Genomic DNA, 16,922 nt, shown 5'->3' with positions numbered 1-16,922 from the left:
TAACAATTCGCGGTACAGTTTGCCCTCCCGCACCGGGTCACTCTTTTCTCTCTTGAGCGGATCGCTGACAACTTCATGAAATACCTGCTTGCCGATGCTATCGTGTATGACAACGAGGATGGTTCACTCACCTTACAAAGCGCTGACGCCGAAAGTCAGACATTGACCTGTACGGCGCAAACCATCCTGAACCTGCTGATTGCCCATCACGGGATGGTGGTTGAACGCGAGGTCTTTCTCCAGCAGGTGTGGGACGATCGCGGCCTGCGCGGCTCGAGCAACTCGCTGAACCAGTACATCAGCATCCTGCGCAAAATGCTGGCTGGAATGGTGCCGGACCACCTGTTTATCGTCACCGTTCCCAAAGTCGGGTTTATGCTCAGCGCGGATATCAGCGTCGTGCCGCTCAATGCGCCCGTCTCTGCGCTCGCGCCGGTAAGCAGCAAACGCGCGCTCCCCAAAAGACGGAACTGGCTTTACGGTATCGTGACCGCCACCGTGACGCTCCTGTGCGCCGTCGCGCTCATCTGGAATGCCCAGCGCCAGCAAATTGAACCGCATCTGCTGACTCACATCGACAGCTGTCCGGTCTATACGCTGGCGCCGCTCTCTGACGTGTTCCAAAAGCAGGCCCAGGCGCTGCTCGGACAGATCAAAAATGAGGGCGCTTTCTCCTGCCTGCCCAGCTCAATTTTTTACGTCCATATTCAGGATCCCGTGCTCTATGGCGACGAAGGCCGCCTGGTCCTGTCGCAGTGTTCCCAGTTCCGCAGCAAGGCCAGCACCTGCCAGACGCTGTATTTTTACGAGTGGTAGAGAGTGAAACAGAAGAAAAAACTTTTTTGCGTCATCGCACTCAATGCGCTGCTGATCCTGGGGACCTTGCTGTGGATACACCAAAGCACGCGCCTTTCGATGACCTGTCAGGGCAGCCTGACCTACAAAGATAGCCGCCAGGATAACCATTTCACCTTTGAAGGGATGGTCGTGATGCACTTTACGCCGAATGGTACGGGCTATTTCAATATCAACGGCGACGTGATGAATAACGGCCAGAACAGGAAGGTCTCGCGTCAGGAGAGCTTTAACTGGCAATACGTGCATGAATCGTTCTATCAGTTGTACATCACCCAGGTAGAAAAATTTGGCCACGATAACGTGCCTCCCGGCGTTTTCGAACAATACGCTCTGGGCATTACCGCAGGTCAGAAACGGTTACTGAGCATCCGTACAACACCGGATAACGCGGTGGTTATCAGTAATTTTTACTCACCGATTCTGCTCTGCACGGGTTAACGGTCACACTAAGGCTCAGCATCGGGTTATACTCAGCGCATGATCTACACCTTTCGACCGACATCCCCGGCGGACATTGCCGCGCTACCGGCGATTGAACGCGCCGCCGCGCAGCGCTTCACTCTGTTGCCTGAATTTAGCTGGCTCGCCGCCGGCCCGGCGATTTGCGCCGAACGTCATCAGCACTTCGTCAGCCAGGCCATGAGCTGGTTAGCGCTGGCAGACAATCGTCCCGTGGGTTTTCTGCTGGCGGAAGCGCATGACGCATCGCTCTTTATCGTCGAGTTTTCGATCCACCTTGACTGGCAGGGGCGCGGTCTTGGCCGTCGCCTGATGGCTTATGCGATCGAACAGGCGCGAGAAAAAGGCTTCAGTGCACTCACGCTCACAACGTTTCGCGACGTGCCGTGGAATGCGCCTTGGTATGCGCGGATGGGGTTTGAAGTCGTGCCCGAGTCATTGCTTAGCGACGCGTTGCGGCAGAAACTGCGTGAAGAAGCGGCGCACGGCCTGGCAGCGGAGTCTCGCTGTGCCATGCGCCTGGCACTACGTTAACGCGCCCGTTAAAGGGCGCATCCGGGTCAGAAGGTTTCCCAGTTTTCCCCACCGTCGGTTGCTGCCGCTTTACGCAGCAGGGTCGGCGCAGGCATCGGCGCAGCGCTCACCGCTTCGCGCCCACTGCTGGTCTGGCTTTGCTGGATACGGAATACCGCAACGGCCTGCGTCAGGCGGCTGGCCTGCTCTTCCAGCGCGGCGGCGGCGGCGGCGGACTCTTCCACCAGCGAGGCGTTCTGCTGGGTCACGCGATCCATCTCGGCCACCGCCAGACCCACCTGATCGATACCGCGGCTCTGCTCATCCGATGCAGAGGCGATTTCCCCCATGATGTCAGTCACACGGGTCACCGCATTCACGATCTCATCCATGGTTTCCCCGGCGCTTTCCACCAGCGTGGAGCCGAGATCGACACGATTGACCGAATCTTCAATCAGACTCTTAATCTCACGCGCCGCCTGGGCGCTGCGCTGCGCCAGATTACGCACTTCTCCGGCCACCACCGCAAAACCTCGGCCCTGCTCGCCTGCGCGGGCGGCTTCGACCGCAGCGTTCAACGCCAGGATGTTGGTCTGGAAGGCAATGCCGTCAATGACGCTAATAATATCGGCAATTTTCTGCGAACTGGCGGTAATGTCACGCATCGTCTGCACAACATTGTCCACCACTTTACCGCCCTTCTGCGCGGTTTCCGACGCGCTCAGCGCCAGATGGCTGGCCTGGCGCGCGTTTTCGGCGTTCTGCTTCACGGTTGCGGTCAGCTCTTCCATGCTGGCGGCGGTCTCTTCCAGCGAAGCCGCCTGCTGCTCGGTACGCGAGGAAAGATCGTTATTACCCATCGCGATTTCACTCGCGCCGCTGTAAATGGCATCGGCACCCTGACGGACTTCCCCGACGGTGCGCGCCAGCTCTCCCTGCATATGACGCAGCGAATGTGCCAGCTGGCCCATTTCGTTATCGCTTTCCACATCAATACGTTTGACCAGATCGCCACCGGCAATATGACGAATGCTGTCAATGAGACGGTTTAGCGGTGCAATCAGCGTCTTACGTACGCCCAGCCAGACGGTGACGATCACCGCCAGCACGGCAATCATCACGCCGAACAGGATCCACATCGCCTGGGTATAAGAGGCATTGCTGTCCTTTACCGCCAGTTCATAAAGGCTGTCGTTCTGTTGCAGATAGTTGACGTACGCTTTCTCAAAACCATCCTGATAACCCTGGGTCGGCTGGTCAAAGAAGTCGTTGATCTTGCCGGCGCCCAGCAGCTGAATCAGCTCCGCCAGCGCACCGTGGTAGATATCGTAGTTACGCTGAATTTCCAGCGCCGCGGCTTCACTTTGACGCGGGTCGCGCGGCATCGCTTCATACTCGGCCCAGCGTTTTTCCGCTTCAGCCAGCGATTTCGTGGCAATCTGCATCAGCTCGGCGACGGTGGCGCCGCTACCGATGTTGTTCTGATCCATCATGTAACGGATCCCGGCGCGGTTAAGCGTGTTGCGGGTTTGCAGCAGGGCAACCCAGCTGCCGTTCAGCCCGGACTGCTGCTGACGCACGGTTTGTAAGATAGTGAAGTTCTCTTTGTCATGCTTCAGTGAGTTAAAGAACAGGCCCCCTGAGACCATTTGCAACAAGCCAAACAACACCAAAACCAGCACAAGGCTGGTGACGATTTTAATACGCTTTAACATGTTTCTCTTTCCTCCAGACGAATAACGAATTTTCGGCGGCGAAAGGAAAAACTTTATAGAAAATGTGACTATTAATACGCGGGGAAGGCGGAATATTCGGACGTTATGGATTGACGCGAGGTCATGGCGTTGTCGCCACATCCAGAGTGGATGTAGGCCTGATAAGCGTAGCGCCATCAGGCGGAGCGGCACAAATTGCCGGATGGCGGCTCCGCCTTATCCGGCCTACTCAGAGAAGCTATTTACGCAGCGTGCAGATTTCGTCATACAGGCTACGCGAGAGATTCAGCCCCTGCTGCTCGCTCTGCTGGCGCGCCTGGTAGCGACGCTCACCCGGCAGCCTCGCCCCCTGCGCCTGCATGCCGCTAAACAGCGTCTCGGCGCGCTCAAGATGGGACGCGGCGTCATCGCCGAGGAAACGTGCAGGGTCAAGCGCCAGAATGAGCTCACCGCCGTAAGGCAGCCCCCCTGCACCGTTGTCCCACGCCAGCGATTCGGCGCTGGTCATATCGCCAATCAGCGGCCCGGCGAACAGTTCCACCATCGCCGCCAGCGCCGATCCTTTATGCCCGCCGAAAGTCAGCATCGCGCCGTCGAGTACCGCCTGCGGATCGGTGGTCGGCTGACCGTTGCTATCGATACCCCAGCCCTCCGGAATGGCTTTACCGGCCCGCTGATGGAGCTGAATTTCCCCCCGCGCCGCCGCGCTGGTCGCCATATCGAAGATAAACGGCGGCTTGTCGCCGCGCGGCCAGCCGAAGGCGATAGGATTGGTGCCAAACAGCGGCTGGGTACCGCCCGCTGGCGCCACCCACGCGTGGCTCGGCGTACAGGCGTAACCCACTAACCCGACCTCGGTCAACGGCTCAACATCGGCAAACAGCGCGGAGAAATGCACGCAACGATTGATCGCCAGCGCCGCAATGCCGCAGTGGCGCGCTTTTTCAATCAGCAGCGGCAGCGCCTGTTCATAAGCGCACAGAGAATACGCGCCGTGCGCATCGGCTTTGACGATCGCCGGGGCCCGATCGACGATCGTCGGTTCGGCGTCCGGCGACACTTTGCCTTTGCGCAGGGTTTCCACGATGCCGAGCAGACGCCACAGGCCATGCGATGCGCAGCCGTCGCGTTCGCCAGCCGTCACGTTGCGCGCAATGGCGTCGGCATGAGGCTGTGAAAAACCGTTGGCGCGCAGGACCTCGAAGGCCAGTACGTAAGCGTCGTTGAGTGCGATGTTGACCGTTGTCATGTAGTTCTCCGTATTATTGTTGTACTGGCATAAAGCGTAGACGTAGGCGCAGGTTTTACTTGGTTAACGTAGTGATTTAAATCACATTAATTTCCAGAGGCGCCATTGATGTTCTCCGCAAACTCTATCACGCCTTTAATCAACCGTGGATTATTGATGACGTCGCGCTCAAAGGTGCTACCCAGTTCGCTAAAGCGCAACCGGTGGGTCAGTAGCATTCCGGCACTCAGCTCGCCGCTGCGCATCAGCTCGCCGACGCGGGCAAAATCCTCGGCGGTCGCGTTGCGGCTGCCCATCAGGGTGGTCTCTTTTTTATGAAATTCCGGATCGGAAAACTGCAGATCGCCCTTAAACAGGCCAACAAACACAATGCTGCCAGCGTGACGGATCAGATCCACCGCACGATTCATCGACTGCGGGTTGCCCGTCGCATCCACGATCTTGTGCGCCAGATGGCCGCCAAACAGGCAGCGCAGCCGGGCGTCGAAATCCACCGCCAGCGGATCCAGCGCGGGAAGATCCAGCTGCTCCGTCACATGCGCACGTCGTTCATCGCTGACATCCGCCACCACGACCCTTGCCCCTTCCGCTTTGGCAATGGCCGCCGCGCCCAGACCGATTGGTCCTGCGCCAACCACCAGCACCTCATCCCCCGCTCGTACCGCCGCTCGCCGCACCGCATGGGCGCTGATGGCGAACGGTTCAATTAGCGCAACGGCTTCCGGCGCAATACCTTCCGCCAGCAGTACGTTCTGCTGCGGTACGCAAAGATATTCGCTAAAGCCGCCGTCGCGATGCACGCCGAACACCGCGATATTCTCGCAGCAGTTGCCGCGCCCCTCGCGACAGGCGCTACAGGTATTGCAACCCACATAGGGGATCACCGCCACCTGCTGCCCAACCTGCCATTGCTGCGCCTCGCAGCCAACCTCAACAATATCGCCGCAAATCTCATGCCCTAAAACCCGTGGATAGCTGAAGAAAGGCTGTTTACCTCCCCATGCGTGGATATCGGTGCCACATATTCCTACCGTTTTTATTTTTATTAACACCTCATTTTTCTGTGGCTTTGGAATATTTCTTGATTGCCATGCCCATTCACCCGGCTGCTGACACACTAACGTTTTCATAATATTCATTTGAACTTCTCCTTTTTTGTTCTCCTTGTTATTGTGGATTTCGTGATAATTCAGCAGTCACGCCGCAAATTCTTGTGAATGCCAGCGCAGAAATAGGTTTTAAATTCGTTTTTAATGATTATCAGGAGGATGTCAGCATGAGCCGTTCGCAGAATTTACGCCGTAGCGTGGTGAACCAGATTATTGAAGGTATCGCCCGCGGCCATATTCCCTCTCCGCTGCCGGTGCAGTCGGCGCTGGCCGAGATGTACAATATTAGCCGCACCACCGTCAGGCACATTCTCACCCACCTGCAGCAGCGCGGCGTGCTGGAAAAAATGGGTAATGATTACATCGTGCTACGTAAACCCGATGCGCTGGACGGCTTCGAGTGTACCCAGGTGCCGCTCGAAGAGCAGACGCAGATTTTTGAACAGGCGTTCTTTTCGATGATTAACCAGCGGCAGCTGAAGGCCGGGGAAGTGATGAGCGAAATTGCGCTGGCAAAAATGGCCGGGGTCAGCCCGGTGGCCGCCAGGGAATATTTACTAAAGTTTGGCCGCTATAATCTTATCGTCAGCGAAAAGCGCGGCTTCTGGCGCATGAAAGAATTTGACCGTGCCTACGCCGAGCAGCTTTTTGAATTACGCGAAATGCTGGAATTACACGCCCTTCAGCGCTTTCTTAATTTGCCCGATGGCGATCCTCACTGGCTGCAGGCAAAAACATTACTGGAACATCATCGCCAATTAAGAGATCGCATTGGCGATAACGTAAAAACATTCTCCCAGCTCGATCGGGATTTTCATGCATTATTACTTTCGGCTGCTGATAATATATTTTTCAATCAATCACTGGAGATTATCTCGGTTATTTTCCACTTCCACTATCAGTGGGATGAAAGCGATCTTAAACAGCGCAATATTATCGCTATTGATGAACATATGATGATCCTGATCGCGCTGATCTGCCGTAACGAGATCGATGCCACCGTGGCGCTGCGCAACCATTTAATGACGGCGAAACAGTCGATGATCCGTTCGATCGATCAAACCGCTCGCCGTTGACCCACTAGCACAGCGGCTTCACCTGCCGCTGCGGCGCATCCTGATCGCCCATGAAATGGCCCATCATCAGCAGCATCTCCAGCGCCTCATTTCGGCGCAGATAGCGGCGCGGGCGGAAGCGCCCTTCTTCATCGCAGCGCATAAAGCCAAAGGCCACCGCCCGCTGGGCGTTAGTCAGGTAGATATCGCGCAGGATACGTCCGTCTGTGAAGGTCGATTGCAGCATCGTTGACGCGTTACGGTACGATACGCCGCAGCTCATCATCGCCACCGTGGCCGCTTCTTCACGGCGGATAGGCCTGCAGGGCAGGAACTTGCCCTGCACCAGCGCCATCATGCCGCGCTGAATCAGCGCGGCAATGCCCGGATACCAGACGGAATCCGGCGCAATATCCTGGATGACGATTCCATTCGACGGCTGATACTGCAATCCCCACAGGCGAACGATCATCTGCGCCAGCTCAAAGCGGGTAATACACTCCGCGCCGCCTTCCTCATCGATCACCCCGCGCGCGCGCAAAATACCGCTATTCACCGAATTGGCGCTCGCCAGATCGATGCTGCCCTCCGGCTGAATCAGCCACGGCTTACTCAGCAGGCTCATCTCACCGTGGTTGACCCGACAGCGCACGAAGCGCCCGGCCATCGTCGGCGTCAGCGCCAGAATGCCGCCCTCGCCCAGCGGCGTCATGGGTCCTTCCGCCGTTTTTCCCAGCCACCACGAATAGCGCAGGACCGCCTCATCATCACCCGGCAGCTGCGCAATCGCCCGCAGGTAGTCACCCACCTGCGGCAGTCCGCGAATGAAAAGCTGCACCGGACGCGGATAGGCCAGGCCGTTGATGGTGACGTTTTCCATCTTCACGCCGCCGCCCCAGTGGGCGGCGTGCAGCGGATGGTCGACGTCGGTGATGCGAATATCCTTCAGCACCAGCCCTTCGATCGGCGACTGCGCCAGACCTTCAATAAACAGACCGTATTCACCGCCGCTCGCTTCCAGGTCTTCAATCACGATATTGCGAAAACGCGGTAGATGGCTGCCGTAGACGCCCTCGGCATAGTTCATGGTGGCGTGGACCACCGCATCACGCACCCGCTTCACCCGCGAGTGACGCAGCCAGATGTTTTCAATCACACCGCCGCGCAAGGCGTTAGCTTTGAGACGTAGCGGGTAGGTGAGCGCCGGACTATCAAATTCATTCCCCACGGCAAACACGTTGCGGATGCCGCCGCTCATCTCGCTGCCCAGCGCAATACCGCCGTGACCGTCGGCAAAACGGTTATTGCGGATGATGATGTTTTCACAAGGAATGTTTGCCTCACGCCCGTCGCGATCGCGCCCGGATTTTATGGCGATGCAGTCATCGCCGGAGTCGAACAGGTTGTCTTCAATCAGCACATCGCAGCAGCTTTCGGGATCGACGCCGTCGTTATTGTGGCCATGGGATCGTAGCGTCATGCGTCGGACGGTGACGTTGCGGCACATGACCGGATTCACCTGCCACATCGGCGAATTGCGCAGCGTGACGCCTTCCAGCAGCACGTTCTGGCAGCGCAGCGTCTGGATAAACATGGGCCGCAGGTAGTGACCGTCGCCAAAGCGCCGCTCCGCCACCGGCACGCCGCTGAGATTCATTTCACGCAGCCGCAGGCTGGCGGGGCGCTGCAGGTTGCGGGCGGAGGTCGACCAGGCATGCTCAATCTGATGCGTCCAGTTCCACCAGACGCTGTCGCTGGCCTGACCGTCCAGCACGCCTCGCCCGGTGAGCGCAATATTTTGCGCATCGCAGGCGTAAATCAGCGCCCGGTAGTTCCACAGCGGCGAGCACTCCCAGTGGCCGAAGGCCAGCGGATAGTGCGCTTCGGTGGTCTCGGTCGTGAACAACAGCACGCTCTGCGGGCTGTCCAGATGCAGGTTGATATGACTGAGCAGCGCCAGCGAGCCGGTAAGATAACGCCCGGCGGGCACGATCACCCTACCGCCGCCCTGGCGGTGGAGATGAACGATAGCCCGCTGAATCGCCTGCGTGTCCAGCGTGACGCCGTCGCCGACGGCGCCAAAATCTCGCACGTTCACCTCGGCTGAAGGAATGCGCGGATCGTGGATCCGCGCCAGAATGTTTTGCTCTTCCTCGACGCTCAGCACCGCGCAAGGGTTTGTCGTCATGACCTTGTCCTTAAGTTATCCGTTTAAATGGGCAAGCGCTTCCCCTAGCGCCAGCATGGCCAGCGACTGCCCGTAGGCGCGCTGACGAACGCGAATATCCAGATAGTGCTGGAGGTCGCGCCCCACCGATGTGCCCGCCGACACGTCAGCCACTTCCCCTTGATCGTTAATCCGTGCAATCAGCGCCCGGATGCCCGCCCAACCCGCGTCGCGGCAGCGGTTATCCAACAGACCCAGCCGCGCGCCTTTTAGCAGCGCATAGGTCAGCCCGGCGGTCCCCGACGCCTCCTGATAGCTCTCAGGGTGATCGATTAACGTCGACCACATCCCGTTGTTATGCTGATAGTGCACCGCCGCCTGCATCTGGCGGAGAAACGCCTCGCGGATAAACCGCGTGTTGGCGGTATCCGCGTTCGCCATCTCCAGAAAATCGACGCTGCCGACCGCCGCCCAGCCGTTACCGCGCCCCCACAGCGCCGCGCCGTAGTTGTTGCGCTCGATAAAGCTCCAGCCGTGCATCCACAGCCCGCTGCGACGGTCGACGAGGTATTTGATGTGCAGTAAGAATTGATACGCCACATCGTCCATGTAGTGCGGTTTATTGAGCAGCTGCGACGCCCTGGCGTGGAACAGGCCGCTCATAAACAGCGTGTCGACCCACAGCTGCTCTTCGTTGAGATGGTCGCTGGTACAGTGGGTATAGCCGTTTTCCTGCGTGCGCAGCAGGCGCGTGTCGATCCAGTCGGCGTACTCGGCGATATCCGCCAGCCAGCCCGTTTCGCCGAGTTCCGCCGCCATACAGGTCGCGGTGAGCATCGGCGCCATCCGGTTGATATTTTTCTCCGGCAGCCCTTCGGCCATGCGCCGTGAGAACCAGCCCTTCAGGTAGTCAAGGTAGCGCGGCTCGCGGGTAATCTGATAGAGACGCCAGATACCGTAGATTCCCACGCCCTGCGACCAGTCCCAGTTTTCAATCGACAGGTCAGAGGCGATAACCTTCTGTTTTTTGAGCTCGGCGTCATCGGTGCGTACCACAATCACTTCATTAAACAGGGTATCCAGCTTGCTTAAAATGGACTCTTTTAATAATTGCGACATAACCACCTCAATTACATGATCTTTTTCAGCACACGCTGCGCGCGCTGGGGGAATTCATCGGCCAGTTGTTCGAGGGTGAGCTGCCCGTAGTCATAGCGTTGAACGGCATCAAGGAACCAGGACAGCAGCTGCGGGTTTTCAAACCACGGTGACGGTTCGATTTTGCCCATCAGTTGGTCTACCTGCGCCAGCCCCTGCACCTGAATCTGGGTGTTATCCAACACGCCGTCCTGTTGCAAGACCTTGACCGCCTCGGTGCTCAGCGGCACGCCGCGCTGGAGGCCCATCGCTTTAATGCCCTGCGGGTCATTAAGCAGGAAGTTAATCAGCTTCGCCGCCAGCTCCGGGTGTTTGCTGTTTTTACCGATGGAGAACATCATCGCCGGTTTAAAGAAGATGCCGGCATCGGTCGCGCCGGGCAGCATTGGATAAGGCCCGACTTCCAGACGCGCAGGCGCACGCAGGCTGCCGGCAAAGGTGCCGTCAGTGCTCCAGGTGTGCACGCCGCCAATTTTGCCGTCGAGCCAGGGTTTAATTTCCCAGGCGTTGGCTTTACCAAAGGAGGAAAGGTACTTCATGGACGGAATGACGTGATTGTCCACCAGCTTCTTATACATGCCGAAGTAGTCCAGCCACTGCTCGCGGGTGTAGGTGAAGTCTTTCTTCTGCGGGTCAATCATCGGGATATTGTATTTCTGCACCATGTAAGAGTTCAGAAACGTCATGATGGTGGTGTCGTGATTGGCGAGGATAAACGGATAGTAGTCGTCTCCCAGCTTGGTTTTAAACACCGGCCCCGCGGCAATCATCTGCTCCCAGGTTTGCGGATAGGCGACGCCTGCTTTTTTCCACAGTTCGGGGTTGTAGTACATCGAGCGGCCGGTCATGGCCACCGGCACGCCGTTCAGCTTGCCGTTCATCGTCACCAGCTGTTTGCCCTGGCTGGAGAACTGGCTGAGGTCGATATTCGCCGACTGGCGGTTAATGTCGTAAAACCCATCGCCGTTTTTTGAAAACATCACCAGCCAGTTCCAGTTAATCTGCATCACGTCCGGTTCGGTGTTCCCTGCCAGTTGGGTACTCAGACGCGATAAGTAACCGTCCCAGCCGCTGGGTTCGGTATTGATTTTGACGTCAGGGTTCTGTGCTTCAAAGGCTTTAATCGCCTCAGTCGTCGCCTGGTGCCGCTGGTTGCCGCCCCACCACGACATGCGTAATTCCGTGGCGGAGTGCCCTACCGCTGGACACAAGATTCCCGCGCCCAGAACCCAACAAAGTGCTTTTAGCCGCTTATTATTCATTGTGTTAATCCTTTTTAGGGGGTACAGGCCAGCGGGCTGATTGGCTCACCGGCCGGGTTGAGCCAATAGTCGGGAAAAAGCGGCGGCGTGGAGACGGTCATCCCCCTGAGTTGTGATCAATTAGTGACAATAGTGTTTTTTATTGGTTTTTAATCATACGTAGTTGCGCGTAGGGAAACGGCGACGGGGAAAAAACTTGCGATCTCAATCACATATTTACGTGTAGAACAAAGGTTGCCCAACCGCTTACCGCGAAAAGAGACCGCTTAGCCTCCGCTTTTAACCGCTCACCCATTTACCCAACTTTACGCGCGCGTAGGTCTGGCACACTCATCAGCAGAATCAATACCTCCTCAACCCCCAAACCCAAAAAACAACGGCAGCTTCGGCTGATTATTAATCTTAAAAACCAGGTTTTACTATGGATACGAAAAAGCTATTCAAGCACATACCCTGGGTGATTCTCGGAATCATCGGTGCGTTTTGCCTCTCGGTCGTCGCCCTGCGCCGCGGTGAGCACGTCAGTGCCCTGTGGATCGTCGTGGCGTCGGTTTCCGTTTATCTGGTGGCCTATCGCTACTACAGCCTGTACATCGCCCAGAAGGTGATGAAGCTCGACCCGACGCGCGCGACGCCGGCGGTCATCAACAATGACGGCCTGAACTACGTGCCGACCAACCGCTACGTGCTGTTCGGCCACCACTTCGCCGCCATCGCCGGCGCAGGCCCGCTGGTGGGGCCGGTATTGGCCGCACAGATGGGCTATCTGCCGGGTACGCTGTGGCTGCTGGCGGGCGTAGTGCTCGCGGGCGCGGTGCAGGACTTTATGGTGCTGTTCATCTCCACGCGCCGTAACGGTTCCTCGCTGGGCGAGATGGTCAAAGAAGAGATGGGCCGCGTACCGGGCTCTATTGCCCTGTTCGGCTGCTTCCTGATTATGATCATCATCCTCGCGGTGCTGGCGCTGATCGTGGTGAAAGCCCTGGCAGAAAGCCCGTGGGGCGTGTTCACCGTCTGCTCAACCGTGCCGATTGCGCTGTTTATGGGCATCTACATGCGCTTTATCCGCCCGGGTCGCGTCGGCGAAGTGTCGGTCATTGGTATCGTGCTGCTGGTTGCCTCTATTTACTTCGGCGGCGTGATTGCCCACGACCCGTACTGGGGCCCGGCGCTGACCTTTAAAGACACCACTATCACCTTCGCGCTGATTGGCTATGCCTTTATCTCTGCCCTGCTGCCGGTATGGCTGATTCTGGCACCGCGCGACTACCTCGCCACCTTCCTGAAAATCGGCGTTATCGTCGGCCTGGCGCTGGGCATCGTGATCCTCAACCCGGATCTGAAAATGCCGGCGGTGACCCAGTACATCGACGGTACCGGCCCGCTGTGGAAAGGTGCGCTGTTCCCGTTTCTGTTTATCACCATCGCCTGTGGCGCCGTTTCTGGCTTCCACGCGCTGATCTCCTCCGGCACCACGCCGAAGCTGCTGGCGAATGAAACCGACGCGCGTTTTATCGGTTACGGTGCGATGCTGATGGAGTCGTTCGTGGCGATCATGGCGCTGGTTGCGGCCTCCATTATCGAGCCAGGTCTGTACTTCGCGATGAACACCCCGCCAGCGGGCCTTGGCATCACGATGCCGAACCTGCACGAGATGGGCGGTGAGAACGCGGCGCTGATCGCTGCGCAGCTGAAAGATGTGACCGCGCATGCGGCGGCGACCGTCAGTTCCTGGGGCTTCGTGATTTCGCCAGAGCAGATCCTGCAAACCGCGAAAGACATCGGCGAACCGTCGGTACTGAACCGCGCGGGCGGTGCGCCTACGCTTGCCGTCGGTATTGCGCACGTGTTCCACAAAGTGCTGCCGATGGCTGACATGGGCTTCTGGTACCACTTCGGGATTCTGTTCGAAGCGCTGTTTATCCTCACCGCGCTGGACGCCGGTACCCGTGCGGGCCGCTTTATGCTGCAGGATTTGCTCGGCAACTTCGTGCCGTTCCTGAAGAAAACCGACTCTCTGGTGGCTGGCGTAGTCGCGACCGCGGGCTGCGTAGGCCTGTGGGGTTACCTGCTGTACCAGGGCGTGGTTGACCCGCTGGGCGGCGTGAAGAGCCTGTGGCCGCTGTTCGGCATCTCTAACCAGATGCTGGCCGCCGTGGCGCTGGTTCTGGGCACCGTTATCCTGATTAAGATGAAGCGCACCAAATACATCTGGGTGACCACCATCCCGGCAGTATGGCTGCTGATCTGCACCACCTGGGCGCTGGGCCTGAAGCTGTTCAGCTCCAACCCGCAGATGGAAGGCTTCTTCTACATGGCTAACCAGTACAAAGAGAAGATTGCCGCCGGTGGCGAGCTAACCGCTCAGCAGATTGCCAACATGAACCACATCGTTATCAACAACTACACCAACGCGGGCCTGAGCATTCTGTTCCTGGTGGTGGTGTACAGCATCATCTTCTACGGTTTCAAAACCTGGATGCAGGTGCGCAATAGTGATAAACGTACCGACAAAGAAACACCGTACGTGTCGGTACCGGAAGGCGGCGTGAAGACCTCTTCGCACCACTAACCCCTTTGCCGGATGGCGTTACGCTTATCCGGCCTACAAGTTCCGCTCTCGTAGGCCGGATAAGGTGCTAGCCGCCATCCGGCTTTATCTATTATCGGGATGGCATAATGTTTGGTAACTTAGGGCAGGCAAAAAAATACCTCGGTCAGGCGGCGAAAATGCTGATTGGCATTCCGGATTACGACAACTACGTCGAGCATATGCAGACCAACCATCCGGATAAGCCGTATATGACCTATGAAGAGTTCTTCCGCGAGCGCCAGCAGGCACGCTACGGCGGCGACGGAAAAGGCGGCATGCGCTGCTGCTAAAGGAGACATCATGGCACCGATTGCAGTTACTCTACTTACCGGTTTCCTCGGCGCGGGCAAAACCACCCTGCTGCGCCACATTCTCAACGAGCAGCACGGCTTCAAAATTGCCGTGATTGAAAACGAATTCGGCGAGGTCTCGGTCGACGACCAGCTGATTGGCGACCGCGCCACGCAGATCAAAACCCTGACCAACGGCTGCATTTGCTGCACGCGTTCTAACGAGCTGGAAGACGCGCTTTTAGACCTGCTCGATAACCTCGACAAAGGCAATATCCGCTTCGATCGCCTGGTGATTGAATGCACCGGCATGGCCGACCCCGGCCCGATCATTCAGACCTTTTTCTCCCACGACGTACTGTGCGAACGCTACCTGCTCGACGGTGTGATTGCGCTGGTTGACGCGGTACATGCTCACGATCAGATGAACCAGTTCACCATTGCCCAGTCGCAGGTAGGCTACGCCGACCGCATTCTGCTCACCAAAACCGACGTGGCCGGCGAAAGCGAAAAGCTACGCGAGCGCCTGGCCCGTATCAACGCTCGCGCACCGATTTACACCGTCACCCACGGCGATATCGACCTCGGTCTGCTGTTCAACACCAACGGCTTTATGCTGGAAGAGAACGTCACCTCAACGCCACGCTTCCACTTTATGGCCGACCAGCAAAACGACGTGTCGTCGATTGTGGTCGAGCTGGATTACCCGGTGGATATCAGCGACGTCTCCCGCGTGATGGAGAACCTGCTGCTGGACTTCGCCGACAAGCTGCTGCGCTATAAAGGGATGTTGTGGATTGACGGCGAGCCGAACCGCCTGCTGTTCCAGGGCGTGCAGCGCCTGTACAGCGCCGATTGGGACCGCCCATGGGGCGACGAAACGCCGCACAGCACGCTGGTGTTTATTGGTATCCAACTGCCGGAAGAAGAGATTCGCGCGGCGTTTGCCGGTTTACGCCAGTAGCCGCAAGACCTGATGCCCTCCCATCCGGGAGGGCATCAACGCGCCGTTATTTCCGCACCACCACCAGCTTCTGGTTCACAAACTCTTTAATTCCCAGATCCGACAGCTCGCGCCCGTAGCCGGAACGCTTCACGCCGCCAAACGGCAGTTCGGCCGCGGTGTCGGTCAGCCAGTTGATGTAGACCATACCGGTCTCAATGCGCGAGGCCATTTTCTTCGCCCGTTCGATATCCTGGCTGAACACCGCGCCGCCCAGACCGTAGTGGGAATCGTTGGCCAGCGCCACCGCTTCATCGTCGTTCTTCACCACGTAAATCTGCGCCACCGGGCCAAAGAACTCTTCAAAGTACGCCGGGTTATCGCGCGTGATATGGGTCAGAATGGTGGGTTCAAAGAAGCTGCCTTCACGCTGCACCGGCTTACCGCCATAATGCAGTTTCGCGCCATTTTTCACCGCCGCGTTCACCTGTTTGGTCAGCGTTTCCAGCGCATCCTTAGAGGATAACGGCCCCAGCGTGGTGCTTTCATCCAGCGGATCGCCAATCTTCACCTGCTTAAAGGCGTCGGTGAATTTTTCCAGGAAGGCATCGGCGATTTTCTCATGCAAAATAAAGCGCTTCGCCGCGGTACAGACCTGCCCGGCGTTATTCAAGCGGGCATTGACGCCAATTTTCACCGCTTTTTCCAGATTCGCGTCGTCCAGCACCACGAACACGTCGTTACCGCCCAGCTCGAGGGTCGATTTTTTAATGTGCTTCGCCGCCTGTGCGGCCACCACGCTACCCGCTTTTTCCGAGCCGGTCAGCGCCGCCCCCTGTACGCGGTCATCGGCGATAATCTTCGCCACCTGATCCTGAGAGATATAGAGGTTCGTCCACGCCCCTTCCGGCGCGCCCGCTTCACGGACCAGGTGCGCAAAGGTTTCCGCACAGTGCGGCACAATGCTGGCGTGTTTGGCCAGTACCGGGTTACCCGCCGCGAGGTTCGGGGCCAGCACGCGCATCAGTTGGTAATACGGGAAATTCCACGGCTCAACGGCCATCAGCACGCCAATCGGGTGATGCTCTACCCACGCTTCGCCAAGTTCAGATTGATACTTTACCGGCGCTAAAAACTGCTCCGCGTTATCGGCGTAGTAGCGGGCGATTCGCGCACAGAGTTTCACTTCGCCACGGCTCTGTTCAATCAGCTTGCCCATCTCCTGGCTGGCAATCTTTGCCAGCTCCTCCACGCGCTCGTCGATCAGATCGGCAAGCTTATGCAGCACCGGCAGCCGCTGGTTTATATCGCCTTTCGCCCAGTCGGAGTGATAGAGCGCGTCGGCGGCCTTCAGCGCCGCTTCGACGTCCGCATCGCTATGCGAGGGGTATTCCTTAATAAGCTGGTTAGTCGCAGGATTAACTGTCTGGTAAGCCATATTGCGTCTCCTTGTTTTACCGCTTAGGGTATTAAGGGTAGTCAATCTGGCTGGTTACGGGCGTAAAGTTGGGTATAAACGGAAGTTTCCGACCCTCAGCCTTTGTTTCAGGA

At 57.8% G+C, this 16,922-nt stretch carries 14 protein-coding genes; 7 read left to right on the top strand and 7 right to left on the bottom strand.

From position 1 onward, the window contains the following. Positions 1 to 75: 75 nt before the first annotated feature. Genes M989_RS16785 through M989_RS16775 form a run of 3 tightly spaced genes read left to right on the top strand, consistent with a single transcriptional unit; the run spans position 76 to position 1,851 of the window. Positions 76 to 816, top strand: coding sequence for a winged helix-turn-helix domain-containing protein (locus tag M989_RS16785; protein ID WP_064547118.1), 741 nt, complete (start codon positions 76 to 78; stop codon positions 814 to 816). A 3-nt stretch (positions 817 to 819) separates the two neighbouring features. Continuing rightward, positions 820 to 1,296 carry a FidL-like protein gene (locus tag M989_RS16780; RefSeq protein WP_064547116.1) on the top strand — a complete coding sequence of 159 codons (477 nt, stop codon included), beginning with the start codon at positions 820 to 822 and terminating at the stop codon, positions 1,294 to 1,296. 39 nt (positions 1,297 to 1,335) lie between these two features. Continuing rightward, the gene (locus tag M989_RS16775; protein ID WP_064547114.1) at positions 1,336 to 1,851 is read left to right on the top strand and encodes a GNAT family N-acetyltransferase; all 516 of its coding nucleotides are present in this window, start codon (positions 1,336 to 1,338) and stop codon (positions 1,849 to 1,851) included. A gap of 26 nt (positions 1,852 to 1,877) precedes the next feature. On the opposite strand, the gene tsr is transcribed toward M989_RS16775, so the two are convergent. The 3 genes from tsr to M989_RS16760 all read right to left on the bottom strand — a co-directional run bounded on the left by tsr (position 1,878) and on the right by M989_RS16760 (position 5,924). Continuing rightward, positions 1,878 to 3,545 carry a methyl-accepting chemotaxis protein gene (gene tsr, locus M989_RS16770; RefSeq protein ID WP_064547112.1) on the bottom strand — a complete coding sequence of 556 codons (1,668 nt, stop codon included), beginning with the start codon at positions 3,543 to 3,545 and terminating at the stop codon, positions 1,878 to 1,880. Between the two features lie 238 nt (positions 3,546 to 3,783). Beyond that, positions 3,784 to 4,794 (bottom strand): Ldh family oxidoreductase, encoded by a 1,011-nt coding sequence (locus tag M989_RS16765; protein WP_064547110.1) that lies wholly within the window; start codon positions 4,792 to 4,794, stop codon positions 3,784 to 3,786. A gap of 86 nt (positions 4,795 to 4,880) precedes the next feature. Next, complete coding sequence (locus M989_RS16760; protein ID WP_280686148.1) at positions 4,881 to 5,924, bottom strand: zinc-binding alcohol dehydrogenase family protein; 1,044 nt, start codon at positions 5,922 to 5,924, stop codon at positions 4,881 to 4,883. Between the two features lie 146 nt (positions 5,925 to 6,070). Between M989_RS16760 and M989_RS16755 the strand changes: the two genes are divergently transcribed. Beyond that, positions 6,071 to 6,979 carry a GntR family transcriptional regulator gene (locus tag M989_RS16755; protein ID WP_064547107.1) on the top strand — a complete coding sequence of 303 codons (909 nt, stop codon included), beginning with the start codon at positions 6,071 to 6,073 and terminating at the stop codon, positions 6,977 to 6,979. 4 nt (positions 6,980 to 6,983) lie between these two features. Here the strand turns inward: M989_RS16755 and M989_RS16750 are convergent, their stop codons facing one another. From M989_RS16750 to M989_RS16740, 3 genes are read right to left on the bottom strand one after another with little or no spacing between them, the layout of a single operon-like run. Next, a complete protein-coding gene (locus M989_RS16750; protein WP_064547105.1) occupies positions 6,984 to 9,146 on the bottom strand; it encodes a glycosyl hydrolase family 28 protein in 2,163 nt (720 codons plus the stop codon). Positions 9,147 to 9,161: 15 nt separating this feature from the next. Then, positions 9,162 to 10,244 carry a glycoside hydrolase family 88/105 protein gene (locus M989_RS16745; protein ID WP_064547103.1) on the bottom strand — a complete coding sequence of 361 codons (1,083 nt, stop codon included), beginning with the start codon at positions 10,242 to 10,244 and terminating at the stop codon, positions 9,162 to 9,164. Positions 10,245 to 10,255: 11 nt separating this feature from the next. Continuing rightward, a complete protein-coding gene (locus M989_RS16740; protein ID WP_064547101.1) occupies positions 10,256 to 11,455 on the bottom strand; it encodes an ABC transporter substrate-binding protein in 1,200 nt (399 codons plus the stop codon). A gap of 511 nt (positions 11,456 to 11,966) precedes the next feature. Between M989_RS16740 and btsT the strand changes: the two genes are divergently transcribed. The 3 genes from btsT to yjiA all read left to right on the top strand — a co-directional run bounded on the left by btsT (position 11,967) and on the right by yjiA (position 15,392). Next, complete coding sequence (gene btsT, locus M989_RS16735) at positions 11,967 to 14,117, top strand: pyruvate/proton symporter BtsT (RefSeq protein WP_064547099.1); 2,151 nt, start codon at positions 11,967 to 11,969, stop codon at positions 14,115 to 14,117. Between the two features lie 107 nt (positions 14,118 to 14,224). After that, on the top strand, positions 14,225 to 14,428 hold the full coding sequence (locus M989_RS16730; protein ID WP_035893372.1) for a YbdD/YjiX family protein: 204 nt from the start codon (positions 14,225 to 14,227) through the stop codon (positions 14,426 to 14,428). A 10-nt stretch (positions 14,429 to 14,438) separates the two neighbouring features. Continuing rightward, complete coding sequence (yjiA, locus tag M989_RS16725) at positions 14,439 to 15,392, top strand: GTPase (RefSeq protein ID WP_064547097.1); 954 nt, start codon at positions 14,439 to 14,441, stop codon at positions 15,390 to 15,392. Between the two features lie 46 nt (positions 15,393 to 15,438). Here the strand turns inward: yjiA and M989_RS16720 are convergent, their stop codons facing one another. Beyond that, complete coding sequence (locus M989_RS16720; RefSeq protein ID WP_064547096.1) at positions 15,439 to 16,809, bottom strand: NAD-dependent succinate-semialdehyde dehydrogenase; 1,371 nt, start codon at positions 16,807 to 16,809, stop codon at positions 15,439 to 15,441. Positions 16,810 to 16,922: the final 113 nt, after the last annotated feature.

Source organism: Kluyvera georgiana ATCC 51603 (assembly GCF_001654985.1).
In the GTDB taxonomy this organism is placed as follows: domain Bacteria; phylum Pseudomonadota; class Gammaproteobacteria; order Enterobacterales; family Enterobacteriaceae; genus Kluyvera; species Kluyvera georgiana.
This window is presented reverse-complemented; position numbering and strand designations above follow the sequence as displayed.

Coding starts and splice junctions, on each gene's coding strand:
- M989_RS16745 (WP_064547103.1), bottom strand. CDS start 10,244: ATGTCGCAATTATTAAAAGAGTCCATTTTAAGCAAGCTGGATACCCTG.
- yjiA (WP_064547097.1), top strand. CDS start 14,439: ATGGCACCGATTGCAGTTACTCTACTTACCGGTTTCCTCGGCGCGGGC.
- tsr (WP_064547112.1), bottom strand. CDS start 3,545: ATGTTAAAGCGTATTAAAATCGTCACCAGCCTTGTGCTGGTTTTGGTG.
- M989_RS16730 (WP_035893372.1), top strand. CDS start 14,225: ATGTTTGGTAACTTAGGGCAGGCAAAAAAATACCTCGGTCAGGCGGCG.
- M989_RS16755 (WP_064547107.1), top strand. CDS start 6,071: ATGAGCCGTTCGCAGAATTTACGCCGTAGCGTGGTGAACCAGATTATT.
- M989_RS16775 (WP_064547114.1), top strand. CDS start 1,336: ATGATCTACACCTTTCGACCGACATCCCCGGCGGACATTGCCGCGCTA.
- M989_RS16750 (WP_064547105.1), bottom strand. CDS start 9,146: ATGACGACAAACCCTTGCGCGGTGCTGAGCGTCGAGGAAGAGCAAAAC.
- btsT (WP_064547099.1), top strand. CDS start 11,967: ATGGATACGAAAAAGCTATTCAAGCACATACCCTGGGTGATTCTCGGA.
- M989_RS16720 (WP_064547096.1), bottom strand. CDS start 16,809: ATGGCTTACCAGACAGTTAATCCTGCGACTAACCAGCTTATTAAGGAA.
- M989_RS16765 (WP_064547110.1), bottom strand. CDS start 4,794: ATGACAACGGTCAACATCGCACTCAACGACGCTTACGTACTGGCCTTC.
- M989_RS16785 (WP_064547118.1), top strand. CDS start 76: ATGAAATACCTGCTTGCCGATGCTATCGTGTATGACAACGAGGATGGT.
- M989_RS16740 (WP_064547101.1), bottom strand. CDS start 11,455: ATGTCGTGGTGGGGCGGCAACCAGCGGCACCAGGCGACGACTGAGGCG.
- M989_RS16760 (WP_280686148.1), bottom strand. CDS start 5,924: ATGAAAACGTTAGTGTGTCAGCAGCCGGGTGAATGGGCATGGCAATCA.